The organism is Pseudomonas sp. BIC9C (genome assembly GCF_034541995.1).
Taxonomy (GTDB): domain Bacteria; phylum Pseudomonadota; class Gammaproteobacteria; order Pseudomonadales; family Pseudomonadaceae; genus Aquipseudomonas; species Aquipseudomonas fluorescens_CC.
Genome location: NZ_JAWDGM010000006.1, coordinates 190,133 through 213,007, shown reverse-complemented (window position 1 = coordinate 213,007; position 22,875 = coordinate 190,133). Strand labels below are relative to the sequence as shown.

General features: G+C 60.1%; 18 protein-coding genes and 2 pseudogenes. 12 read left to right on the top strand and 8 right to left on the bottom strand.

Annotated elements, in window-relative coordinates; genetic code table 11:
* Positions 1-3: 3 nt before the first annotated feature.
* The 3 genes and pseudogenes from RS887_RS24625 (at position 4) to RS887_RS24615 (ending at position 3,938) form a co-directional block, all read left to right on the top strand.
* A pseudogene (locus tag RS887_RS24625) lies at positions 4-1,333 on the top strand (IS4 family transposase).
* A 147-nt stretch (positions 1,334-1,480) separates the two neighbouring features.
* The gene (locus RS887_RS24620; RefSeq protein WP_322617438.1) at positions 1,481-3,379 is read left to right on the top strand and encodes a cytochrome c/FTR1 family iron permease; all 1,899 of its coding nucleotides are present in this window, start codon (positions 1,481-1,483) and stop codon (positions 3,377-3,379) included.
* Positions 3,380-3,482: 103 nt separating this feature from the next.
* A complete protein-coding gene (locus RS887_RS24615; protein WP_322617437.1) occupies positions 3,483-3,938 on the top strand; it encodes a YaiI/YqxD family protein in 456 nt (151 codons plus the stop codon).
* Between the two features lie 100 nt (positions 3,939-4,038).
* Here the strand turns inward: RS887_RS24615 and elbB are convergent, their stop codons facing one another.
* Positions 4,039-4,707 (bottom strand): isoprenoid biosynthesis glyoxalase ElbB, encoded by a 669-nt coding sequence (gene elbB, locus RS887_RS24610; protein ID WP_322617436.1) that lies wholly within the window; start codon positions 4,705-4,707, stop codon positions 4,039-4,041.
* Positions 4,708-4,822: 115 nt separating this feature from the next.
* Here elbB and RS887_RS24605 point away from each other — a divergent pair, with 115 nt between their 5' ends.
* A complete protein-coding gene (locus RS887_RS24605; protein WP_322617435.1) occupies positions 4,823-6,058 on the top strand; it encodes a sterol desaturase family protein in 1,236 nt (411 codons plus the stop codon).
* Here the strand turns inward: RS887_RS24605 and RS887_RS24600 are convergent.
* A complete protein-coding gene (locus RS887_RS24600) occupies positions 6,039-6,671 on the bottom strand; it encodes a DedA family protein (protein ID WP_322617434.1) in 633 nt (210 codons plus the stop codon). The genes RS887_RS24605 and RS887_RS24600 overlap by 20 nt on opposite strands.
* 208 nt (positions 6,672-6,879) lie before the next feature.
* Here RS887_RS24600 and hemB point away from each other — a divergent pair, with 208 nt between their 5' ends.
* Both hemB and ppk1 read left to right on the top strand, forming a co-directional pair.
* Positions 6,880-7,893: a porphobilinogen synthase gene (gene hemB / locus RS887_RS24595; RefSeq protein WP_007982864.1), complete on the top strand. Its 1,014-nt coding sequence runs from the start codon at positions 6,880-6,882 to the stop codon at positions 7,891-7,893.
* 18 nt (positions 7,894-7,911) lie between these two features.
* Positions 7,912-10,134, top strand: a complete 2,223-nt coding sequence (gene ppk1, locus RS887_RS24590) for a polyphosphate kinase 1 (protein ID WP_322617433.1) — start codon at positions 7,912-7,914, stop codon at positions 10,132-10,134.
* A 174-nt stretch (positions 10,135-10,308) separates the two neighbouring features.
* Here ppk1 and ppx read toward each other — a convergent pair whose 3' ends face one another.
* The 5 genes and pseudogenes from ppx to RS887_RS24565 all read right to left on the bottom strand — a co-directional run bounded on the left by ppx (position 10,309) and on the right by RS887_RS24565 (position 14,888).
* A complete protein-coding gene (gene ppx / locus RS887_RS24585; RefSeq protein WP_322617432.1) occupies positions 10,309-11,811 on the bottom strand; it encodes an exopolyphosphatase in 1,503 nt (500 codons plus the stop codon).
* Positions 11,812-12,042: 231 nt separating this feature from the next.
* A complete protein-coding gene (locus RS887_RS24580) occupies positions 12,043-12,780 on the bottom strand; it encodes an amino acid ABC transporter ATP-binding protein (protein ID WP_322617431.1) in 738 nt (245 codons plus the stop codon).
* Complete coding sequence (locus tag RS887_RS24575) at positions 12,767-13,417, bottom strand: amino acid ABC transporter permease (RefSeq protein ID WP_322617430.1); 651 nt, start codon at positions 13,415-13,417, stop codon at positions 12,767-12,769. The genes RS887_RS24580 and RS887_RS24575 overlap by 14 nt, the downstream gene beginning before the upstream one ends.
* Positions 13,414-14,082: an amino acid ABC transporter permease gene (locus RS887_RS24570; RefSeq protein WP_322617429.1), complete on the bottom strand. Its 669-nt coding sequence runs from the start codon at positions 14,080-14,082 to the stop codon at positions 13,414-13,416. The genes RS887_RS24575 and RS887_RS24570 overlap by 4 nt, the downstream gene beginning before the upstream one ends.
* Before the next feature lie 22 nt (positions 14,083-14,104).
* A pseudogene (locus RS887_RS24565) lies at positions 14,105-14,888 on the bottom strand (transporter substrate-binding domain-containing protein).
* Positions 14,889-15,144: 256 nt separating this feature from the next.
* On the opposite strand from RS887_RS24565, the gene RS887_RS24560 reads away from it, so the two are divergent.
* The 6 genes from RS887_RS24560 to RS887_RS24535 all read left to right on the top strand — a co-directional run bounded on the left by RS887_RS24560 (position 15,145) and on the right by RS887_RS24535 (position 21,376).
* Positions 15,145-15,852 carry a FadR/GntR family transcriptional regulator gene (locus tag RS887_RS24560; RefSeq protein WP_322617428.1) on the top strand — a complete coding sequence of 236 codons (708 nt, stop codon included), beginning with the start codon at positions 15,145-15,147 and terminating at the stop codon, positions 15,850-15,852.
* Positions 15,853-15,973: 121 nt separating this feature from the next.
* Positions 15,974-16,303 (top strand): thioredoxin TrxA, encoded by a 330-nt coding sequence (gene trxA / locus RS887_RS24555; RefSeq protein ID WP_003206727.1) that lies wholly within the window; start codon positions 15,974-15,976, stop codon positions 16,301-16,303.
* A gap of 248 nt (positions 16,304-16,551) precedes the next feature.
* Positions 16,552-17,811: a transcription termination factor Rho gene (gene rho / locus RS887_RS24550; RefSeq protein WP_003206716.1), complete on the top strand. Its 1,260-nt coding sequence runs from the start codon at positions 16,552-16,554 to the stop codon at positions 17,809-17,811.
* A gap of 141 nt (positions 17,812-17,952) precedes the next feature.
* A complete protein-coding gene (gene ubiD, locus RS887_RS24545; protein WP_111282894.1) occupies positions 17,953-19,419 on the top strand; it encodes a 4-hydroxy-3-polyprenylbenzoate decarboxylase in 1,467 nt (488 codons plus the stop codon).
* Entirely contained in the window at positions 19,419-20,387 is a 969-nt protein-coding gene (locus RS887_RS24540) for a CDP-6-deoxy-delta-3,4-glucoseen reductase (RefSeq protein WP_322617427.1), read from the top strand. Before ubiD ends, RS887_RS24540 begins: the two co-directional genes overlap by 1 nt.
* Before the next feature lie 320 nt (positions 20,388-20,707).
* Positions 20,708-21,376, top strand: coding sequence for a gamma-glutamylcyclotransferase (locus tag RS887_RS24535; RefSeq protein WP_007978886.1), 669 nt, complete (start codon positions 20,708-20,710; stop codon positions 21,374-21,376).
* Here the strand turns inward: RS887_RS24535 and glpT are convergent.
* Positions 21,352-22,701: a glycerol-3-phosphate transporter gene (glpT, locus tag RS887_RS24530; RefSeq protein WP_322617426.1), complete on the bottom strand. Its 1,350-nt coding sequence runs from the start codon at positions 22,699-22,701 to the stop codon at positions 21,352-21,354. The genes RS887_RS24535 and glpT overlap by 25 nt on opposite strands.
* Between the last annotated feature and the right edge of the window lie 174 nt (positions 22,702-22,875).

Below are 22,875 nucleotides of genomic sequence, written 5' to 3'. Positions count from 1 at the left end.
TTTATGCGTCTGGCTCGGGCACTGGAACTAACCCACAACTTCGTCTCGACTCCCAATTCCATTGAGGGATTGGACTCGTTGCTTGATCCCTCTCTGGTCGAGCAAGCGTTGGAACAGGCCGGCGTAGCCACCCTTCGCAAGCGGCGTCTGCCCTTGGAAATGATGCTCTGGTGCGTCATCTCCATGGCGTTTTTCCGGCGCATGTCGGCGTGGGATGTGGTCAGTCGCATGAACATCATGCTGCCCGGGCAACGCCCACTGGTCGCACCCAGCGCCGTAGTCCAGGCCCGTCAACGATTGGGTAGCGAGGCCGTACGACAAGTCTTCGATCTGACGCAGAAAAGCTGGCATGAAGCGGCCGGCCATCCGACCTGGGCCGGATTGCGTTTACTGGGGTCGACGGTGTCGTCTGGCGAACGCCCGATACACCCGAAAACCGTGCGCGTTACGACTCCGCCAGCAACCAGCATGGCGATACCGGTTTTCCTCAGGTGCGCATGGCTTGCCAAATGGAGTTGACCAGCCATTTGCTGATCGGCAGTGCTTTTGATGGCTATCGCAGTAACGAAATGAAACTGGCAGAGCAACTGATCGACACCACGCCAGATCACTCGCTGACGCTGTTTGATCGCGGTTTCTACTCCTTGGGGTTGCTGCACCAATGGCAGCAGGCCGGCACTGAGCGGCATTGGCTGATGCCGCTGCGTAAAGGTGCGCAGTACGAAGTGATTCAGCGCTTGGGGCGTCAGGATGCGGTGGTCTCGCTCAGCACTTCGCCGCAGGCCGCAAGCAGTGGCCAGGCTTGCCAGAGCGCCTAACCGCAAGGCTCCTAAGCAAGACCGTAAAGGGCAAGGTCTGTCAGATTTTGACGTCGATGGTCGATCCGCTGCGTTTCCCATCCGATGAAATCGTCGACCTATACAGCCATCGCTGGGAAATCGAATTAGGATTCAGGGAAATGAAACAGACACTGCTCAACAGCAGCTACACGTTGCGTAGCAAGACGCCCGAGATGATCGAGCAAGAGTTGTGGGGCGTGTTGCTGGGCTACAACCTGTTGCGTTATCAGATGGTGGAAATGAGCCGCCATTGTCCGGGCATCCATCCGTGCGAGCTAAGCTTCACCGCGTGTACTTGGGCGATCCTGGGTTTTATCAATGGCGTTTCTGCGGATCGCTCAGGGAACATCCCCAAATACCTCGCCGAATTGCATGCCTCGGCCCCGCACTATGTACTGCCGCATCGCCGGGAAGAGCGGGTTTATCCGCGAGCTATCAGGCTGAAATCCCCGAAGTATCCGATCAAAAATAAAAATGCCAGTCAGCTTAACTGACTGGCATTACCCAGGCGGTCGCCTTTTTTATTGGCGTATCAGTACCTTGGAGAACCCTCGATTTCGCAGGAAGTCCCGACAAAGCTTGAGCGAAACCCGTTGGGCGTTAACAATATGTAACTTCGTTTTTCCAAATGAGATTCATTCATGATTGCCCCCTCCCGTTTCCTGGCCTGGCTGTTGCTGCCGCTGTTCGCGGCGTGCAGCGTTCAGTTGCTGGCCGCCCCCGTCGAAGGTGCGCCGCAGGCGCTGCACTTGCTCGATTACATCGGCGCGGATTACCCGGACACGGTGCAGGCGGGCAGCATCATGGATCAGGCCGGATTTCGCGCGCAGCAAGAATCGGTCAGGACGCTGGGAAGTCTGATCGCGGCCATGCCGGCCAAACCGGAAAAAGTTGCGCTGGAGCAAAGCCTGACCGCGCTGGGAAGTTCCATCAGCGCCCGTCAGGACGGTGCCGACGTCGCGCGCCAGGCCCGGCAACTGGGTGCGAAGCTGGCCGTGGCCTATGAAGTCAGTCAGGCCCCGGTCATCACGCCGGACCCGGCGCGTGGCGCGCCGCTGTACGCTCAGCATTGCTCGGTCTGCCATGGCGATACAGGGGCCGGCGATGGCCCGGCAGGTGTTGGCATGACGCCACCGCCATCCAATCTGCGCGATAGCACACGACTGGATCGACTGAGCCTCTACGCGATCTACAGCACCTTGGGTCTGGGCGTTGAAGGGACGGACATGCCGGCCTTTGCCGATCAACTGGATGATCGCCAGCGTTGGGACCTGGCCACCTATATCGCCAGCTTCAGTGCCGACCTGGCGACAGCCAATGCTGATAAAACCTACAACATCGCCGACCTGTCACGTCAGAGCCCGGCCGAAGTGCAGGCCGTCGAAGGCCCGCAAGCCGCCGCAACGTTCCGTGCCCAGCGGGCTCAACCGCCGCAGGTCAAGCGTGGTCCGGCACAATTGCTCGACTACACCGCTGCCACTCTCGACAAGAGTATCGCGGCGTATCGTGCCGGTGAGCATGATCAGGCTTATGACTTATCGGTAGCGGCGTATCTGGAAGGCTTCGAGCTGGTTGAAAGCTCGCTGGACAACATTGACGCCAACGTGCGTAAAGACACTGAAAAATCCCTGATGGCTTATCGTCAGTCGTTGCAGGACGGCTTGCCGGTGAGCGAGGTCGAGCAGCGCCTGGAAGTGGCCAAGGAAAAGTTGAAGGCGTCGGCCGGCCTGTTGGGCAACGACGGTTTGAGCTGGTCGCTGAGTTACATTTCCGGCTTGCTGATTCTGTTGCGCGAGGGTCTGGAAGCGATTCTGGTGCTGGCGGCGATCCTGGCATTCCTGCGTAACACGGGTCAGCAGGCAGCGGTGCGCAGCGTCAACGCCGGTTGGGGCCTGGCGTTTGTAGCGGGGCTGGGCACCTGGGCGCTGGCAGCCTATGTGATTGATGTCAGCGGTTCGCAGCGCGAATTGCTGGAGGGCGCGACGGCGTTGTTTGCCAGCGTCATGGTGCTGTGGCTGGGGGTGTGGATGCATGATCGTCGCCACGCGGCGGCCTGGCAGGATTACATCAAGACCAGCCTGGTAGGTGGCGGTGGGCGTTTCGGTTTTGCGACCCTGGCGTTTTTCTCGGTGTATCGCGAACTGTTCGAAGTGATTCTGTTCTACGAAACCCTGTGGTTGCAGGCCGGTCCCGCGGGGCACAACGCGGTGTTGGCCGGTGGGGCCACGGCGCTGGTGCTGCTGGTCGGCCTGGCCTGGGTGATTTTGCGCGGTTCGGCGAAGTTACCACTGGCGCTGTTCTTTAGCATCAACGCTGGTCTTTTGTGTGCCTTGTCGGTGGTGTTTGCCGGGCATGGCGTGAAGGCGCTGCAGGAAGCCGGGATCTTTGGCACACGGCCGGTGCCGTTCTTTGAGTTCGACTGGCTGGGGATTCATGCCGATGCGTATTCGTTGAGCGCCCAGGCTGTGGCGATCATTGCGATTGTCGTGTTGTATGGCCGTAGCCGGGTGGTTGAGAAGCAGCGGGTGGTGGCTTCATAAAGCATTCGCTGCGCTCACATTCGCGAGCAGGCTCGCTCCCACAGGATTGTGTGTAACCTGTGGGAGCGAGCCTGCTCGCGATTTTTTTGGAAGAGGTAAAAACATGCGTGTCTGGATCGATGCCGACGCCTGCCCGCGGGCGGCCAAGGATCTGGTGGTGAAGTTCGCCCTCAAGCGCCAGTTCGAAGTGGTGCTCGTAGCCGGGCAGCCGCAGATCAAGCCAGGTCTGGCGCTGGTCAAGCTGATCGTGGTGCCGAGCGGACCGGATGCGGCCGATGATTACCTGGTGGAGCACGCGATTCCCGGTGAATTGGTGATTTGCAGCGATGTGCCGTTGGCCGACCGTCTGGTGAAGAAGGGCGTGGCCGCGCTGGACCCGCGCGGGAAGGAATTCGATGCGCAGAACATGGGTGATCGGCTGGCTGTGCGCAACCTGTTCACCGATTTGCGCGAACAGGGGCAAATGGGCGGAGGGCCAGCGCCGTTCGGCGACCGTGAAAAGCAGGCGTTTGCCAATGCGCTGGACCGGATACTCACACGTCTGACGCGCACACTGTAGGAGCGAGCTTGCTCGCGAAAGACGTGAGAGCGCCGCGTTCATCCAGCCAGTACTCGTCATCGTTGACGTCCATCGCGAGCAAGCTCGCTCCTACAGTGTGTCAGGCGTCGTTTTCGTGGGTCAGTTCCAATACCCGGTCTACCAGCTTGTTGATCCCCGAAGCTGCTTCACTGATCGATTGCGCCAGCATGTAAGCCGGGGTGCTCACCAGTTTGCGCGCCTTGTCCTCGACGATGTCACTGACTGCGCAATCGGTATGGGTCGCGCCCATCTTGTTCATCGCGGCAGCGGTGTCGGTGTCATTGCCAATGGTGCAGGTGACGCCGGGGCCGTAGATCTTGGCCGCCAGGGCCGGGGAAATGCACATCAAGCCCACCGGTTTTCCGGCCTCGGCAAAGGCTTCGGTCAGTGCCAGGACATCCGGCTGAACGGTGCAGCCGGCGCCTTCAATGGCGAAGTTGGACAGGTTCTTGGCCGAGCCGAAGCCGCCGGGCACGATCAGCGCATCGAAGTCATCGACGTTCGCGTCACTGATATCCTTGATGTTGCCCCGGGCAATCCGCGCCGATTCCACCAGCACGTTGCGCGATTCGGGCATTTCTTCGCCGGTCAGGTGATTGATTACATGCAACTGCGCGATGTTCGGTGCAAAACACTGCACCTGCGCCCCGCGTTGATCCAGGCGCAGCAGGGTGATGACGCTCTCGTGGAGTTCGGCGCCGTCGTACACGCCACAACCGGAAAGGATCACTGCAACTTTTTTGCTCATGGGCTTTTCTCCAGGTTCATGGCGTTAAATGTCCACTAATTTGTCACGCGTTGCCATAGGGTTAATTCACGGTTACACATAGCATCGGTCCTCAAGATTCCGGTCAGGGCGCGTCATGGACTTCATTCTGTATGCGGTGCCGTTTTTCTTTGTCCTGATCGCCGTCGAGCTGCTGGCCGACCGCTGGCGTGGGGTGAGCAACTATCGGGTGGCGGACGCGATCAACAGCCTCAGCACCGGCGTGCTGTCGACCACCACGGGACTGTTGACCAAGGGGGTGGGGCTGCTGACCTACGGCTTTGCCCTCAAGCATCTGGCGCTGTTCGAGTTGTCGGCCGGCAGCGTCTGGACCTGGGTGTTCGCCTTTATCGTCTATGACTTCTGCTACTACTGGCTGCACCGCATGGGCCACGAGCGCAACATCCTCTGGGCCGCGCATTCGGTGCATCACCAGAGCGAGGACTACAACCTGTCCACGGCGTTGCGCCAGACCAGTACCGGTTTCCTGCTGAGCTGGATCTTCTATCTGCCGATGGCGGTGTTCGGCGTGCCGCTGCTGGTGTTCGTCAGCGTCGCCGCGCTGAACCTGCTGTACCAGTTCTGGGTGCACACGCGACACATTCCCAAACTTGGCTGGTTCGAATGGTTTTTTGTCACGCCATCCAATCATCGGGCTCACCATGCACAGAACGCTCTCTACATGGATCGCAACTACGGCGGCGTGTTCATTATCTGGGACCGTCTGTTCGGCTCGTTCCAGGAAGAAGACGACAACGAGCCGGTGATCTTCGGCGTGACCACGCCGCTGGCGAGCTGGAACCCCGTATGGGCGAACGTGCAGTTCTACGCGCAGTTGTGGGCAGATGCACGGCGTGCCGAAAGCACCTGGGACAAGCTGCGGATCTGGTTCATGCGCACCGGCTGGCGCCCGGCGGACGTGACGGCCAAATACCCGATGAACAAGCCGGACTTGACCCGGTTTCGCAAATTCGAGGTGCCGCTGGACGGGCGCCAGCAGCTCTACATCCTGTTGCAGTTCTGCATCTACATCGCGCTGGGCAGCTACTTGATGAGTCTTGAACCGAAGCTGCCAGTCGCCGCCCTGGTGTTGGGCTGGGGAGCGGTGGCGTTCGGTCTGTTTGTGCTGGGCGTGGCCCTGGAGAATCGCCCGTGGGCGTTGAAGCTGGAGCTGGTGCGGCTGGCGTCGAATCTGCCATTGATGTGGCTGGCCCCGATGGTGGGGCTGTGGCCGGCCAGCGTGGCAGGCTGGGGCGGCCTGCTCAGTTACAGCCTGTTGAGCGGCATCGGTCTCTACTGTTGCAGAAACCGCATCACTCGACTGGCGTCGTAGGGCCTTCGGTCTTGGTTCTTTCGGACTTCAGGGCTTGTTCGTCGGCGTAGACCTGTTTGGCCAGGCGGGCATTCTTGAAGCGCCGACGCAGCCACAGCACGAAGCCCAGGACCAGCAGGGCGCCGAGTACCCAGAGTTCGTACTTCTTCACACTGCCGAGCATACCTTCGAGCACTGCGCCGAAATGGTACGCGGCGGCCGCCAGGGCTGCGGCCCAGATCGCTGCGCCAATGCCGTTGAGCAGCAGGTAACGACCCGGCGGATAGCCTGACAGCCCGATGGCCACCGGCATGACCGTACGCAAACCGTAAACGAAGCGGAAGCTCAATACCCAGATATCCGGATGCTTGCGAATGCGTTCCAGCGCCCGGTCACCCATCATCTGCCAGCGCGGTTTGCGCGCCAGCAGCTTGCGGCCGTGCTTGCGGCCCAGGAAATACCACAGTTGGTCGCCGGCGTAGCTGCCGAAGAAGGCCACGACCACCACCAGGTTGATGTCCATGTATCCACGGAACGCGAGGAAGCCCGCGAGTACCAGGATGGTTTCGCCTTCGAAGAACGTGCCTAGGAAAAGGGCAAAGTAGCCAAAGTCATGCAGAAATTGTTGGAGCATTGTCTGGGTGCTGGCGAAATGAACGCGCAGCCTAACCCTTCGGACACATTCAGGAAAGTGTCCAAATGTGTCTCGACGTGAACATTTCCTACAACGACAATGGAATGCGACTACCTGTCACAGGGATGCACACAACTGTCACACGTTCGTCATAATGGCCGCTTATAACTGTCACGCTCGCCCGTAAGCGCGGGCTCAGGAGTCTGCCGTGAGCTTTACCCCCGCCAACCGTTTGTTCCCCGCAACCCGCCTGCGCCGCAACCGTCGTGACGACTTCTCGCGTCGTCTGGTCCGTGAAAACGTCCTGACCGTCGATGACCTGATCCTGCCGGTGTTCGTGCTGGACGGTGAAAACCGTCGCGAAGCCGTGGCCTCGATGCCGGGTGTCGAACGCCTGACCATCGACCTGTTGCTGGAAGAAGCGGCCAAGTGGGTCGAGTTGGGGATTCCGGCGCTGGCGCTGTTCCCGGTGACGCCAGCGGAACTCAAGTCCCTGGACGCCGCCGAAGCGTGGAACCCGCAAGGCATCGCCCAACGCGCGACCCGTGCGCTGCGTGCGCAATTCCCGGAGTTGGGCGTGATCACCGATGTTGCCCTGGACCCGTTCACCACCCACGGCCAGGACGGCATTCTTGATGAAGAAGGCTACGTGCAGAACGACATCACCGTCGACGCACTGGTCAGGCAAGCCCTGTCCCACGCCGAAGCCGGCGCTCAGGTCGTGGCACCATCGGACATGATGGACGGTCGCATCCAGGCGATCCGCGAAGCCCTTGAAGTGGCCGGTCACGTCAATGTACGGATCATGGCCTACTCGGCCAAGTACGCCAGTGCCTATTACGGCCCGTTCCGCGATGCGGTCGGTTCAGCGCTGAACCTGGGCAAGGCCAACAAGGCCTCCTATCAGATGGACCCGGCCAACAGCAATGAAGCCCTGCACGAAGTGGCGGCGGACTTGTCAGAAGGTGCAGACATGGTCATGGTCAAGCCAGGCATGCCGTACCTGGACATCCTGTGCCGGGTAAAAGAAGAATTCAAAGTGCCGACGTTTGTGTATCAAGTCAGCGGCGAATACGCCATGCACATGGCGGCGATCCAGAATGGCTGGTTGAGCGAAGGGGTTATCCTCGAGTCCCTGACCGCTTTCAAACGTGCAGGGGCTGATGGCATCCTGACGTACTTTGCCGTTCGTGCCGCTCAATTGCTACGAGAGCAAAAATAGCCCTCCCAGGAACATTCGATGAATACCGAAGTACTCACTGAAGTTGCCGTAAAAGACGCTCAACCTGTGGTGGAGCAAGTCGACGAGACCCCGCCGGAGCTGGAGCCAGCTCCGCCCGCGGCGGTCGTCGAAACCGCTGCGACAGTGCCAGCGGTGGCCATTCCCGGCCTGGATGACAGCAGCCTGTACATCCACCGCGAGCTCTCGCAACTGCAGTTCAACATCCGCGTGCTGGAACAGGCGCTGGACGAGTCCTACCCATTGCTGGAGCGGCTGAAGTTTCTGTTGATCTTCTCCAGCAACCTGGACGAGTTCTTCGAAATTCGTGTCGCCGGCCTCAAGAAGCAGATCACTTTCGCCCGTGAACAGGCCGGCGCCGATGGTCTGCAACCGCATCAGGCCCTGGCCCGCATCAGCGAACTGGTCCACGGTCACGTCGATCGCCAGTACGCGATCCTCAACGACATTCTGTTGCCGGAGCTGGAAAAACATCAGGTCCGCTTCATCCGCCGCCGTTACTGGACGACCAAGCTCAAAACCTGGGTCCGCCGCTATTTCCGCGACGAGATCGCACCGATCATCACCCCGATCGGCCTCGACCCGACGCACCCGTTCCCGTTGCTGGTGAACAAGAGCCTGAACTTCATCGTCGAGCTCGAAGGCATCGACGCCTTTGGCCGCGATTCCGGTTTGGCGATCATCCCGGCGCCACGCCTGCTGCCGCGCGTCATCAAGGTGCCGGAAGAAGTCGGTGGCCCTGGCGACAACTATGTATTCCTGTCGTCGATGATTCACGCTCACGCCGACGACCTGTTCCAGGGCATGAAGGTCAAGGGCTGCTACCAGTTCCGCCTGACCCGTAACGCCGACCTGGCGCTGGACTCCGAAGACGTCGAGGACCTGGCCCGCGCCCTGCGCGGCGAACTGTTCTCCCGTCGCTATGGTGATGCGGTGCGACTGGAGGTGGCCGACACGTGCCCGAAACACCTGTCCGACTATCTGCTCAAACAGTTCAACCTGGGCGAGACCGAGTTGTATCAGGTCAACGGTCCGGTGAACCTGACACGGCTGTTCAGCATCACCGGCCTGGACAGCCAGCGTGATTTGCAATATTTGCCGTTCACCCCGCAGATCCCGAAACTGCTGCAGAACAGCGAAAACATTTTCAGCGTGATCAGCAAACAGGACATCCTGCTGCTGCACCCGTTCGAGTCGTTCACCCCGGTGGTCGACCTGCTGCGCCAGGCCGCCAAGGACCCACACGTGCTGGCGGTGCGCCAGACCCTGTACCGGTCCGGCGCCAACTCGGAAATCGTCGATGCGCTGGTGGATGCAGCGCGCAACGGCAAGGAAGTCACCGCGGTGATCGAACTGCGTGCGCGGTTCGACGAAGAGTCCAACCTGCAACTGGCCAGCCGCCTGCAAGCGGCCGGTGCGGTGGTGATCTATGGCGTGGTCGGCTTCAAGACCCACGCCAAGATGATGCTGATCCTGCGTCGCGAGGCCGGTGAAATCGTGCGTTACGCGCACCTCGGTACGGGTAACTATCACGCCGGCAACGCCCGCCTGTATACCGACTACAGCCTGCTGACCTCCGACGATGCCTTGTGCGAAGACGTCGGCAAACTGTTCAGCCAGTTGATCGGCATGGGTAAGACGCTGCGCATGAAGAAGTTGCTGCATGCGCCGTTCACCCTGAAAAAGGGCATGCTTGACATGATTGCCCGCGAAACCCAGTTCGCCCTCGACGGCAAACCGGCGCACATTATTGCCAAGTTCAACTCGCTGACCGATCCGAAGATCATCCGCGCGCTGTACAAGGCCAGCCAGTCGGGCGTGCGCATCGATCTGGTGGTGCGTGGCATGTGCTGCCTGCGACCAGGGATTGCCGGGGTTTCCCATAACATCCACGTGCGCTCGATCATCGGTCGCTTCCTGGAGCACACCCGGGTCTTCTACTTCCTCAATGGCGGCGAAGAACAGATGTTCCTGTCCAGTGCCGACTGGATGGAGCGCAACCTCGACAAGCGTGTCGAGACTTGCTTCCCGGTGGAAGGCAAGAAGCTGATCATGCGGGTCAAGAAAGAGCTGGAGCTGTATCTCACCGATAACACCCACAGCTGGAGCCTGCAGTCGGACGGTCGTTACATCCGCAACACGCCGACCGGCAACCAGAACCCGCGCAGCGCCCAGGCGACATTGCTGGAGCGTTTGGGCAGCCCGATTCTGGCTGTCCGGTAAGGCAGGCGAGGTATAAAAAATGGCGATCCCTGCGGATCGCCATTTTTGTTTACACCGCCGCCCCCTGTAGGAGCGAGCTCGCTCGCGATGGACGTGAACGATGACGCGTGCTGTCTGGAAAAAAGCGTCGCCTGCCGGTTTTTCGCGAGCGAGCTCGCTCCTACAACAGGGGCTCTAGCGAGCGGTCAACACGATGTCGACCCGTGTCAGCCATTGCGCTTCAATTTCAAAGTCGGCCTGGGTCAACTGGTTTTCATCCAGCCAGTTTTCCGGGAAAACCACTTCCAGGTGGTTGTCATAGGCGTTCAGTTCCACCTGGGGCATCTGCTGGGTGCCACGGATGTGGTGGAACAGAATCGCAAAGCGCAGCAGCACGCACAGGCGAATCAGCTTGGTGCCGTCGTCGCCGAACTCGGCGAACTTGTCCTTGGGAATGTTGCGTCGGTGGCCGCGTACCAGCAGCGCGAGCATCAACTGGTCTTCGCGGGAGAACCCGGCGAGGTCCGAGTGCTCGATCAGGTAGGCACCGTGCTTGTGGTACTGGTAGTGAGCGATGTCCAGGCCCACTTCATGGACCTTGGCCGCCCAGCCGAGCAGTTCGCGCCAGACGCCGTCTTCCAGATCCCAATCCGCGGCCACCTGATCGAAAGCATGCAGTGCCTTGCGCTCGACGCGTACCGCCTGTTCCTGATCGACGTGGTAGCGCTCCATCAGCGAAGTGAGGGTCCGTTCACGCACGTCTTCGTGATGATGGCGGCCCAGCAGGTCATAGAGCACGCCTTCACGCAGGGCGCCTTCACAGTGATCCATGCGTTGCAGTTCGAGGGAGTCGAAGATCGCTTCGAGGATCGCAAGGCCCGCCGGGAAAATCGCCCGGCGATCAGGCTTGATGCCTTCGAAATCAATTTTCTCGACGTCGCCCAGCTTGATCAGTTTGCGCTTGAGCCAGGCCAGGCCTTCGGCATTGACCTCGCCCGAGCCTTGACCGCCAGCCTTCAGTGCCAGGCCGATGGCACGGATGGTGCCCGAGGAGCCGATGGCTTCGTCCCAGGTCAGGCGGTGCAATGCGTGCTCGATGCTCATGATCTCCAGCCGCGCTGCGGTGTACGCCTGGGCGTAACGGGCCGGGGTGATCTTGCCGTCCTTGAAATAGCGTTGGGTGTAGCTGACGCAACCCATCTGCAGGCTTTCACGCAGCAGCGGTTCGAAGCGCTGACCAATGATGAATTCGGTACTGCCGCCGCCGATGTCGGCCACCAGGCGTTTACCAGGCGTGTCGGCGAGGGTGTGGGACACGCCGAGATAGATCAGGCGCGCTTCTTCACGGCCAGAAATGACTTCCACCGGGTGGCCGAGGATTTCTTCGGCGCGGTGGATGAATTCGGCGCGGTTACGGGCTTCCCGCAGGGCATTGGTGCCAACGATGCGCACGGCACCGGTGGGCATACCGCTGATCAGTTGGGCGAAGCGCTTGAGGCAGTCGAGCCCGCGCTGCATCGATTCTTCGCTGAGATGACGCTCTTCGTCGATGCCTGCGGCCAGCTGAACCTTCTCCCCGAGACGCTCGAGAATACGGATCTCGCCGTTCTGGGCCTTGGCCACGACCATGTGAAAACTGTTGGAGCCCAGGTCGATTGCGGCGATCAGGGACAGATTCTTGGCTTGGGATTGCGGCATGGTCTGGGGTCTCGGTCGATAACCTCGACATCGTGCCACGATCAAAGGCTGGCGCCAACGCGCAGTGTTCAATGCATTGACCCAGCACAGCAAAGCAAGCGGCCGCTATGCGGCCAATCGCGGCAAGCCCGCTCCCACAGGATCTCGGTTGAAACACTATTGTGTGTTCGACGCAAAACCTGTGGGAGCGGGCTTGCCCGCGAAGGCGGCCTTCAAGGCACTGAGGATCCGTCACCCCGCCGCCTCAACCGTCCCGATGAAATTCGCCAGCTCTACCGTCTGAGGCCTGGCAAACAGCACTTTCGGATCCCCCACCTCATGCACCTTACCCTGGTGCATGAACACCAACTTGTCCCCAACCTCCCGGGCAAAACGCATTTCGTGGGTGACCATGATCAGCGTCATGCCTTCCCTTGCCAGTTGCCGGACCACGCTCAGTACTTCGTTGACCAGCTCCGGGTCCAGGGCCGAGGTGATTTCATCGCACAGCAACACGTTCGGCGACATCGCCAGGGCGCGGGCAATCGCCACCCGCTGTTGCTGGCCGCCGGACAGTCGGTCCGGGAAGGCATCGAACTTTTCGCCCAGCCCGACCCGTTCCAGCATCTGTCGCGCCAGTTCGGCCGCCTTGGCCTTGGGCACTTTTTGCACCACTTGCGGCGCCAGCATGACGTTCTCACCCACGGTCAAGTGCGGGAACAGGTTGAACTGCTGGAACACCATGCCGACTTTCTGCCGCAGGCTGCGCAGGTCGGCGCGGGCGGCGTCGAGGTACTCGCCGTCGACTTCGATCACGCCGTCGTTGATCGACTCCAGGCCATTGAGGGTGCGCAGCAGGGTGGATTTGCCCGAGCCGCTGCGCCCTATGATCGCCACCACCTGGCCTTCCTCGACGCTCAGGTCGATGCCTTTGAGCACATGGTGATCGCCGTAGTATTTATGCAGGGCGGAAATTCTAAGCAGAGGCATGCAGTCTCCTTTCCAGGTAGCGAGCACTGAGGGACAAGGGGTAGCAGAGCAGGAAATAGCCGATGGCGACGAGACCGTAGACCATGAAGGGTTCGAAGGTCGCGTTGGCGAGCATGCCGCCGGTCTTGGTCAGTTCGGTGAAGCCGATGATCGACGTGACGGCGGTGCCTTTGACCACTTGCACCGAGAAGCCCACGGTCGGCGCCACGGCAATGCGCAGGGCCTGCGGCAGGATCACATGGCGCAGTTGCTCCAGCGGATTGAGCGCCAGGCTCGATGAGGCTTCCCACTGGCCGTTGGGGATCGATTCGACGCAACCGCGCCAGATCTCCGCCAGGTAAGCGCTGGTGAACAGCGTCAACGCGATCGCCGCCGCCATCCACGGCGAAATCTCCAACCCGGCCAGGGCCACGCCGAAAAACACCAGGAACAGCTGCATCAACAGTGGTGTGCCCTGGAACAGTTCGATGTAAGTGCGCGCAAAGCTGCGTGGCAGGGATTTATCCGAGATGCGCATGACCATGATCAGCAAGCCGATCAGCCCGCCGCCAATGAACGCCACCAACGACAGTGCCAGCGTCCATTGCAGGCCGGTGAGCAGGTTGCGCACGATGTCCCAGAAGGTGAAATCACTCATCGGCCACTCCTTGCGATGAACCGCTGGCCGATCCAGTTCAGGAACTGGCGGATCAGTAGCGCCATGCACAGGTACAGCAGCGTGGTCAGGGCGTAGGTTTCAAAAGCGCGGAAGTTGCGCGATTGAATGAAGTTGGCCGCGAAACTCAGCTCTTCGGTGGCGATCTGCGAACACACCGCCGAGCCGAGCATGACGATGATGATCTGGCTGCTCAGGGCCGGCCAGACTTTGCCCAGTGCCGGCAGCAGCACGACATGGCGGAATGCTTCGAAGCGCGTCATCGCCAGTGCCGCCGCGGCTTCCAGCTGACCCCGGGGGATCGCCTGGATACCGGCACGGATGATTTCGGTCGAATAGGCGCCGAGGTTGATCACCATCGCCAGCACCGCTGCCTGCCATTCGGAGATCTGCACGCCCAGTGACGGCAAGCCGAAGAAGATGAAAAACAGCTGCACCAGAAATGGTGTGTTGCGGATCAACTCGACATAGACCGCGAAAATCCCCGCGAAAGGCCGGATGTTCCACGCCCGCACCAGCGCCCCGACGATGCCAAGTCCCACGCCGAGCACAGCGCCGATGGCTGTCAGCTCAAGGGTGAACAGCGCACCGCGCAGCAACAGATCGGTGTTGTGCACCACCGGCAAGAAATCGAACTGATAAGCCATAAAACGTCTCCTGCGCGCGGGATCAGAGATTGGCCGGCAGTGGTTCTTTGAGCCAGGTCAGGGCGTTCTTTTCCAGCGCGCCGTCGCTCCTGGCGGTGACGAGGATCTGGTTGACCTTATCGAGCAGCTGCGGCTCATTCTTGTTTACGCCCACATAAACAGGCGAATCCTTGAGCTTCACTTTCAGCGCCGGCACGCGTTTGGGGTTCTTCTCGCTGATCGCGACCATCACTACGTTGCCGCTGGCGATCAGGTCGACTTGCCCGGCCAGGTACGCGGCGATGGTCGAGTTGTTGTCTTCGAAACGCTTGATGGTCACGCCTTCGGGAGCGACCTTGGTCAGCTCGATGTCTTCGATGGCGCCACGGGTGACGCTGATGGTTTTGCCCTTGAGATCGTCCAGACCCTTGATGTCGGCGTCTGGCGGACCAAACACCGCGAGGTAGAACGGCGCATAGGCACGAGAAGTCGATGACCTTCTCGCGCTCCGGGTTTTTGCCGAGGCTGGAAATCACCAGGTCGACCTTGCCGGTGGTGAGGAACGGGATGCGGTTGGTGCTGTTGACCGGCGTCAGTTCGAGTTTGACCTTGAGCTGGTCGGCCAGCAGTTTCGCGGTATCAATATCGAGGCCGCGGGGTTTCATGTCCGGGCCGACCGAGCCGAAGGGCGGGAAGTCCTGGGGCACGGCAACCTTGAGGACGCCGCGCTTGACCACATCCTCCAGACCGTCGGCGTGGGCGGGTGCCTGGCTCAATATCAGGCTGGCAAACAGGGCTGCGAGGAGGGCGCTGTAACGCTGGGTCATGGCAAATCTCCGAATCGGCAAGAAGTGATTTCTGCGGATCGACAGAGCACGGGCCATGCCAACATAGGGTTTCGGGGCCGCCAGGGCGCGGTTTTGCTGGCCTTTCACGGTCTTACTGGTCTGAACAGTCAGGTTGTTTTTCGCACCCCGATAGCGCATCTGTGAAAACCATCGAACCCCCATGGGGCACGACTTGCCGGGGACCGCGAATAGCTTTACAACTGAGCGCACATTGGCCTGGTTCGTCTGGAAAACCATGAATTCGATCTCCCGCGCCGTACCCGAAGTGGCGCTGCAAGCCATCCGCAAACTGATTACCGAGCAGGGCTTCGGGCCGGGGGATGCCTTGCCCTCGCAATGGGACCTGGCGCTGCAACTGGGCGTAAGCCGGGCTTCCTTGCGCGAGGCGTTGTCGTCCCTGAGTGCGCTGGGCGTCGTCAGCATCCAGCCGGGCAAAGGCGTGTTCGTGCAGGCGCCGGTGGAGCTGCCGCGAGGCGAGGCGGCGCCGGGCTGGCCGTTCGCGGCTCAGGCTTCGCCGCTGGATATCTTCCAGTTGCGCTATGCGCTGGAGGGGTTTGCCGCGGGGCTGGCGGCCGTGACCTTGAGCACCGATGAACTCGATGCGCTGGAGGACAATGTCGCCGCCATGCGCAACGAATTGAAAGCCGCTGATTTCGAAGCGACGGCTCGCCTGGACTTCGAATTCCACCGGCGCATCCTGCTGGCCAGCGGCAATCAGGCAATGTTGAGTATCCTCACCGCCAGCGCCGATATCTTCCTGGAAAGCCAGAAACTACCGTTCATCCGGGCCGAACGGGCCATGGAAACCTGGCAGGAACACCGCAAGATCCTTCGCGCACTGGCTCGCCGAGCCTCTGGCGCTGCGCAAAAGGCCATGCAAGAGCATGTGCGCAACGCGGCGTTGCGCACCGGAATCGCCTTCGTCGCTCCCGCCCCGGCGTGACCCGGGCTATACCCAAACTCATGGAAAGCCATAGCGAGACTCAATCAACTGCACCTTCCTGAACGAGGGAAGGGCAGCTATGATGGGCCACGTTTTTTTGCTTACAACCCTGGAGAATTCCATGAGCAGCGATCTTATCAAACACGTTAGCGACGCTAGCTTCGAGGCCGACGTACTCAAGGCTGAAGGCGCTGTACTGGTCGATTACTGGGCTGAATGGTGCGGCCCTTGCAAAATGATCGCTCCTGTCCTGGACGAAATTGCCGAGACTTACAAAGGCAAGCTGACCGTTGCCAAGCTGAACATCGACGAAAACCAGGAAACCCCGGCCAAGCATGGCGTGCGCGGTATCCCGACCCTGATGCTGTTCAAGAACGGCAACGTTGAAGCGACCAAGGTCGGCGCACTGTCGAAGTCGCAACTGGCTGCTTTCCTCGACGCCAACATCTAAGCGTCGTTGCAAGTGTCCTGAAAAAAGCCCCGCAAATAGCGGGGCTTTTTGCGTATTCAGGGCTAGACGCTCCTGATACTCAGGTGGTACATTCGGCCCCGCACTGGTTTCTCCATTGCCCCCTGCTAGCCGTCGCCGACGCACTCCTTTTCGAATAAGTACGCGATCCTGTCGCCTTCTCTGCGGCGCGGCCTCATTAAGCCAAAAGCTTAATTTCCCCCCTCCATAAATGATTACGTCATTCCTATATGAATCTGACTGAACTCAAGCAAAAGCCGATTACCGAACTGCTCGAATTGGCCGAACAGATGGGCATAGAAAATATGGCCCGTTCGCGCAAGCAGGACGTGATTTTCTCCCTGCTCAAGAAGCACGCGAAAAGCGGTGAGGAAATCTCCGGTGATGGCGTGCTGGAGATTCTCCAGGACGGCTTCGGCTTCCTGCGCTCCGCTGACGCTTCCTATCTCGCAGGTCCAGACGATATCTACGTCTCGCCGAGCCAGATCCGTCGTTTCAACTTGCGCACCGGTGACACCATCGTTGGCAAGATCCGCCCTCCAAAGGAAGGCGAGCGTTATTTCGCGCTGCTCAAGGTCGACACGATCAACTTCGATCGTCCGGAAAACGCGAAAAACAAGATTCTCTTCGAGAACCTGACCCCGCTGTTCCCGACCGTGCGCATGAAGATGGAAGCCGGTAACGGTTCCACCGAAGACCTGACCGGTCGTGTGATCGACCTGTGCGCCCCGATCGGCAAAGGCCAGCGTGGTCTGATCGTTGCTCCGCCGAAAGCCGGCAAGACGATCATGCTGCAGAACATCGCGGCGAACATCGCGCGTAACAACCCTGAAGTTCATCTGATCGTATTGCTGATCGACGAACGTCCGGAAGAAGTAACCGAAATGCAGCGCACCGTGCGCGGCGAAGTGGTTGCCTCGACGTTCGACGAGCCGCCAACCCGTCACGTGCAGGTTGCCGAAATGGTGATCGAGAAGGCCAAGCGCCTGGTCGAGCACAAGAAAGACGTGGTGATTCTGCTCGACTCCATCACCCGTCTGGCTCGCGCCTACAACACCGTGATCCCGAGCTCCGGCAAGGTGCTGACCGGTGGTGTCGATGCCCACGCCCTGGAGAAACCTAAGCGTTTCTTCGGTGCCGCACGAAACATCGAAGAAGGCGGCTCGCTGACCATCATCGCCACCGCGCTGGTTGAAACCGGCTCGAAGATGGACGAAGTGATCTACGAGGAATTCAAAGGCACCGGCAACATGGAGCTGCCGCTGGATCGCCGTATCGCTGAAAAGCGCGTCTTCCCGGCCATCAACATCAACCGTTCCGGCACCCGCCGCGAAGAGTTGCTGACTGCCGACGACGAGCTGCAGCGCATGTGGATCCTGCGCAAGCTGCTGCACCCGATGGATGAAGTCGCTGCCATCGAGTTCCTGGTCGACAAGCTGAAAACGACCAAGACCAACGATGAGTTCTTCCTGTCGATGAAACGCAAGTAAGTCGAACAGGCACAAAAAGCCGGGGAAACCCGGCTTTTTGCTATCTGATTTTTGATCAAATGCCAGTTCGTGGTTCTGAATAGAGGGCTTCGGCGCTAAACTGCCAGCCCCCGAACGCCACGGCCAACACGAGGCTCACGCATGCAGTATCGCGACTTGCGCGACTTTATCAGCGGTCTGGAACAGCGCGGCGAACTCAAGCGCATCCAGGTTCCGGTGTCCCCAGTGCTCGAAATGACCGAAGTCTGCGACCGCACCTTGCGCGCCAAAGGCCCGGCCCTGTTATTCGAAAAGCCTACGGGTTACGACATCCCCGTGCTCGGCAACCTTTTCGGCACCCCCGAGCGCGTGGCGTTGGGCATGGGCGCCGAAGCGGTCAGCGAGTTGCGCGAGATCGGCAAGCTACTGGCGTTCCTCAAGGAACCCGAGCCGCCGAAAGGCCTGAAGGATGCCTGGTCCAAGCTGCCGATCTTCCGCAAGATCATTTCGATGGCGCCGAAAGTCGTCAAGGACGCCGTGTGCCAGGAAGTGGTCATCGAAGGCGACGACGTCGATCTGGCCATGTTGCCGGTGCAGACCTGCTGGCCGGGCGATGTCGGTCCGCTGATCACCTGGGGCCTGACCGTCACCAAAGGCCCGAACAAGGATCGCCAGAACCTCGGCATCTATCGTCAGCAAGTGATCGGCCGCAACAAGGTCATCATGCGCTGGCTGAGCCACCGTGGCGGCGCGCTGGATTTTCGCGAGTGGTGCGAGAAGCATCCCGGCCAGCCGTTCCCGGTATCGGTCGCGCTGGGTGCAGACCCGGCGACCATCCTCGGTGCCGTGACCCCGGTGCCCGACAGCCTCTCCGAATACGCCTTCGCCGGCCTGTTGCGCGGTAACCGCACTGAGCTGGTGAAGTGCCGCGGCAACGACCTGCAAGTACCGGCCACCGCCGAAATCATCCTCGAAGGCGTGATCCATCCGGGCGAGATGGCCGATGAAGGCCCGTACGGCGACCACACCGGTTACTACAACGAAGTCGACAGCTTCCCGGTATTCACTGTCGAGCGCATCACCCACCGGATCAAGCCGATCTATCACAGCACCTACACCGGTCGTCCACCGGATGAGCCGGCGATCCTTGGCGTGGCATTGAACGAAGTGTTCGTTCCGATCCTGCAGAAGCAGTTCCCGGAGATCACCGATTTCTATCTGCCGCCCGAAGGTTGCTCGTACCGCATGGCCGTCGTGACCATGAAAAAATCGTATCCCGGTCATGCCAAGCGGGTAATGCTCGGTGTCTGGTCGTTTTTGCGACAGTTCATGTACACCAAGTTCGTTATCGTCACCGACGACGATATCAACGCCCGGGACTGGAACGACGTGATCTGGGCCATCACTACGCGCATGGACCCCAAGCGCGATACGGTGATGATCGACAACACGCCGATCGACTACCTGGACTTCGCTTCGCCGGTGTCCGGCCTGGGTTCGAAAATGGGCCTCGATGCCACGCATAAATGGCCGGGCGAAACCACCCGCGAGTGGGGCCGGGTGATCGTCAAGGACGATGCCGTGACCCAGCGGATCGATGCCATCTGGAATCAGTTAGGAATAGATTGATGCGTGTAACCTTGCAGCCCTCCGGAGCAGTGCTTGAGATATTGCCCGGCGAGCGGATTCTCGATGGCGCGCGACGAATGGGCTACGAATGCCCGCAAAGTTGCCGCAACGGCAATTGCCACGTCTGCGCGGCGCTGCTGGTAGAAGGACGGGTCGAGCAGGCCGGCGATGTGCGCGACCATGGCGAGTTCTACACTTGCATAGCGGAGCCGCTGGAAGACTGCATCGTGCTGTGGGATGGCGTGCTCGCGCTGGGAGAACTGCCGGTGCGCAGCTTGTCGTGTCAGGTCATTGAGTGCAGGGACGTGGGCGGCGACACCTGGCGCGTGCGTCTGCGGGCTCCGGCTGGCAAACCGCCGCGCTACCATGCTGGTCAGTACCTGATGATCGAACGCGAGAACGGCGAAAAGTCGGCTTTCTCCCTCGCCTCGGCACCGCATGCGGGGCGAGACCTGGAAATCCATGTACTGGCGCGCGAAGCCAGTGCGCTGAGCCTGATCGAACAGCTTCAGCGCAACAACATGGTGCGGGTCGAGTTGCCGTTTGGCGATACCCACCTGGCAGAGTTGCCGGACGGTCCCCTCGTACTGATCGCCGCGGGCACCGGCATGGGCCAGATCCACGGCCTGATCGAACATTGCCGGGCCTCGGGTTTCAAGCATCCGGTGCACCTGTATTGGGGCGTGCGTCGTCCAGAAGACTTTTATCAGGTCGAGCACTGGGACGAGTGGCTGAAACTGCCCAACCTGTTCCTGCACAAGGTCGTCAGCGATCAATGCGGCTGGAAGGGGCGCTGCGGCATGTTGCATGAAGCAGTGTGTGAGGATTTCCCTGACCTCAAGCCGCTGCACGTGTACGCCAGTGGTTCTCCGGCCATGGTCTACGGAACCCTGGATGCGCTGGTGGAGGCGGGGATGGATGCCCACCAGATGCGCGCCGATGTATTTGCCTACGCACCTAGATCCTGATCCCGTCCCCCCGTACTTGTAGGAGCGAGCCTGCTCGCGATGGATTAAAGAGCGCCGCGGGCAGCCTGACTCCCCGCGTAATCGTTAACGACCATCGCGAGCAGGCTCGCTCCTACAGGGTTATAGGTTTATAACTCTCCATATAGCTCATCGGTATTTATAAAAATTTATAAATGTCGGTAGGTTATATCTCGTTCAAGTGATTAATTAAGAACTGCGCCAAGGCACTTAAATTACTTGAAAACATATGTGCCTTATTGTTTCGGCGGTGCGTTCTATTTAATAACTGTTTACTCGCGGGGAGCTGAACGCTATTCGCCATGAGCGCCATCGAATCTGCTTTTTTGAATCTGGCTTACCCTCCGCGGCTCGATCTGGGGCCGCAGCTCACTCACGAACAATTGCTCAGCTCGATGCAATCGACCATGGCCCGCCACAAGGGTGGACCGGTGTGGCTGTTTGCCTACGGGTCGCTGATCTGGCGGCCAGAATGCACGGCGGTTGAACGGGTTCGTGGCCGGGTGCATGGCTACCATCGCGGGTTGTACCTGTGGTCCCACGAACATCGCGGCACACCGGAAATGCCCGGCCTGGTGTTTGGTCTGGATCGCGGTGGTTCTTGCAGCGGTTTCGCCTATCGCTTGCCCGAAGAGCAACTCGAAGCATCGCTATACGCACTTTGGCAACGCGAGATGCCATTTCCTTCCTACCGCCCGCACTGGCTTAACTGCCGTCTCGAAGATGGCAGCCAGGTACAGGCCTTGGGCTTTGTGCTGGAGCGACATCTGCCCAGCTATGCCGGCAACCTGCCGGATCATGTGCTGAGCCATGTGTTCGAAAACGCTTGCGGGCGCTACGGCACCACTCGCGATTATGTCGAGCAAACCGCCCACGCCCTGCGCAGCCACGCCATGCCAGACCGGAATCTGGAGGCGCGGCTCAAGCGCTGTAAATCAAAGGCCGATCAAGCGAGCGCTTCGCGGCCCTGACTGGCGATTTGTTTGTGTCGTAGCGTCGGGGCCAGGAAGGCCATCGCCAGCAGGCAGGCACCGACCAGCAGCACGAAGCCGCCGTCCCAGCCGAAATGGTCCACGGTGTAGCCCATGGCTGCACTGGCCGCGACCGAACCACCCAGGTAACCGAACAGACCGGTAAAACCCGCCGCCGTACCCGCAGCTTTCTTCGGAGCCAGTTCCAGCGCCTGCAGGCCGATCAGCATTACCGGGCCGTAGATCAGGAAGCCGATGGAAAGCAACGCGATCATGTCGACCATCGGATTGCCGGCCGGGTTGAGCCAGTAAACCAGCGTCGCCACAGTCACCAGCGCCATGAATACCATGCCGGTCAGGCCGCGGTTGCCACGGAAGATCTTGTCCGACATCCAGCCGCACAGCAGCGTGCCCGGGATACCTGCCCACTCGTAGAAGAAATACGCCCACGAAGTTTTGTCTACAGTGAAACCCTTGGCTTCCTTGAGGTAGGTCGGCGCCCAGTCCAGCACGCCGTAGCGCAGCAGATAGACAAACACGTTGGCCAAGGCGATGTACCAGAGCATTTTGTTGCGCAGCACATATTTGACGAAGATTTCCTTGGCGCTGAATTCCTCTTCGTGGCTGGCGTCGTAGCCTTCCGGGTAGTCGTTCTTGTACTGCTCGATCGGCGGCAGGCCAACCGATTGCGGGGTGTCGCGCATGGTCATAAAGGCAAACACCGCTACCGCCAGCGCCACGGCTGCCGGCACGTAGAACGCGGCGTGCCAGTCATTGAACAGGCCCATGCCGATCAGGAACAACGGGCCGATCAGGCCGCCGCCGACGTTGTGCGCCACGTTCCACACGGACACCACGCCGCCACGTTCCTTCTGCGACCACCAGTGCACCATGGTCCGGCCGCTCGGTGGCCAACCCATGCCCTGAGCCCAGCCGTTGATGAACAGCAGAATGAACATCATGGTCACGCTGGACGTCGCCCAAGGCGCGAAACCGAAAATGAACATCACCCCAGCCGAAACCAGCAGGCCGAACGGCAGGAAGAAACGCGGGTTGGAGCGGTCGGACACCAGGCCCATCAGAAACTTCGACAGGCCGTAGGCAATCGCAATGGCGGACATTGCCAGGCCCAGCTGACCACGGGAGTAGCCCTCATCGATCAGGTACGGCATGGCCAGGGAGAAGTTCTTGCGCAGCAGGTAGTAACCCGCGTAGCCAAAGAAGATACCGGCGAAGATCTGCCAGCGCAGGCGTCGGTAGGTGCTGTCTATTTTTTCTTCAGGCAATCGAGCCTGATGTGCGGCAGGACGAAAGAAAGCAAACATTCAAGAGCTCCAGATTTCTTGTTTTGACTGCGGATGCGAATATTACAGTTTCGTTACCGAACATAGCACCCGTTCTCATTGGCAAAACAGCAGAGATGTTGGATATCGCGCGTTCCTTTATGAACATGTCGCTCAGATGTAAGTGAGGGGCGTTGCAGGAAGCGTTGCCCGTTT

What these genes read in the sequence shown, in the direction of transcription:
- RS887_RS24615 (WP_322617437.1), top strand. Translation starts at nt 3,483, where the DNA reads ATGCGTGTCTGGATCGATGCCGACGCCTGCCCGCGGGCGGCCAAGGAT.
- RS887_RS24570 (WP_322617429.1), bottom strand. Translation starts at nt 14,082, where the DNA reads ATGGCTTATCAGTTCGATTTCTTGCCGGTGGTGCACAACACCGATCTG.
- RS887_RS24535 (WP_007978886.1), top strand. Translation starts at nt 20,708, where the DNA reads ATGAGCGCCATCGAATCTGCTTTTTTGAATCTGGCTTACCCTCCGCGG.
- elbB (WP_322617436.1), bottom strand. Translation starts at nt 4,707, where the DNA reads ATGAGCAAAAAAGTTGCAGTGATCCTTTCCGGTTGTGGCGTGTACGAC.
- ppx (WP_322617432.1), bottom strand. Translation starts at nt 11,811, where the DNA reads ATGCCGCAATCCCAAGCCAAGAATCTGTCCCTGATCGCCGCAATCGAC.
- RS887_RS24540 (WP_322617427.1), top strand. Translation starts at nt 19,419, where the DNA reads ATGCGTGTAACCTTGCAGCCCTCCGGAGCAGTGCTTGAGATATTGCCC.
- ppk1 (WP_322617433.1), top strand. Translation starts at nt 7,912, where the DNA reads ATGAATACCGAAGTACTCACTGAAGTTGCCGTAAAAGACGCTCAACCT.
- RS887_RS24605 (WP_322617435.1), top strand. Translation starts at nt 4,823, where the DNA reads ATGGACTTCATTCTGTATGCGGTGCCGTTTTTCTTTGTCCTGATCGCC.
- RS887_RS24580 (WP_322617431.1), bottom strand. Translation starts at nt 12,780, where the DNA reads ATGCCTCTGCTTAGAATTTCCGCCCTGCATAAATACTACGGCGATCAC.
- RS887_RS24600 (WP_322617434.1), bottom strand. Translation starts at nt 6,671, where the DNA reads ATGCTCCAACAATTTCTGCATGACTTTGGCTACTTTGCCCTTTTCCTA.
- trxA (WP_003206727.1), top strand. Translation starts at nt 15,974, where the DNA reads ATGAGCAGCGATCTTATCAAACACGTTAGCGACGCTAGCTTCGAGGCC.
- RS887_RS24620 (WP_322617438.1), top strand. Translation starts at nt 1,481, where the DNA reads ATGATTGCCCCCTCCCGTTTCCTGGCCTGGCTGTTGCTGCCGCTGTTC.
- ubiD (WP_111282894.1), top strand. Translation starts at nt 17,953, where the DNA reads ATGCAGTATCGCGACTTGCGCGACTTTATCAGCGGTCTGGAACAGCGC.
- RS887_RS24575 (WP_322617430.1), bottom strand. Translation starts at nt 13,417, where the DNA reads ATGAGTGATTTCACCTTCTGGGACATCGTGCGCAACCTGCTCACCGGC.
- glpT (WP_322617426.1), bottom strand. Translation starts at nt 22,701, where the DNA reads ATGTTTGCTTTCTTTCGTCCTGCCGCACATCAGGCTCGATTGCCTGAA.
- RS887_RS24560 (WP_322617428.1), top strand. Translation starts at nt 15,145, where the DNA reads ATGAATTCGATCTCCCGCGCCGTACCCGAAGTGGCGCTGCAAGCCATC.
- rho (WP_003206716.1), top strand. Translation starts at nt 16,552, where the DNA reads ATGAATCTGACTGAACTCAAGCAAAAGCCGATTACCGAACTGCTCGAA.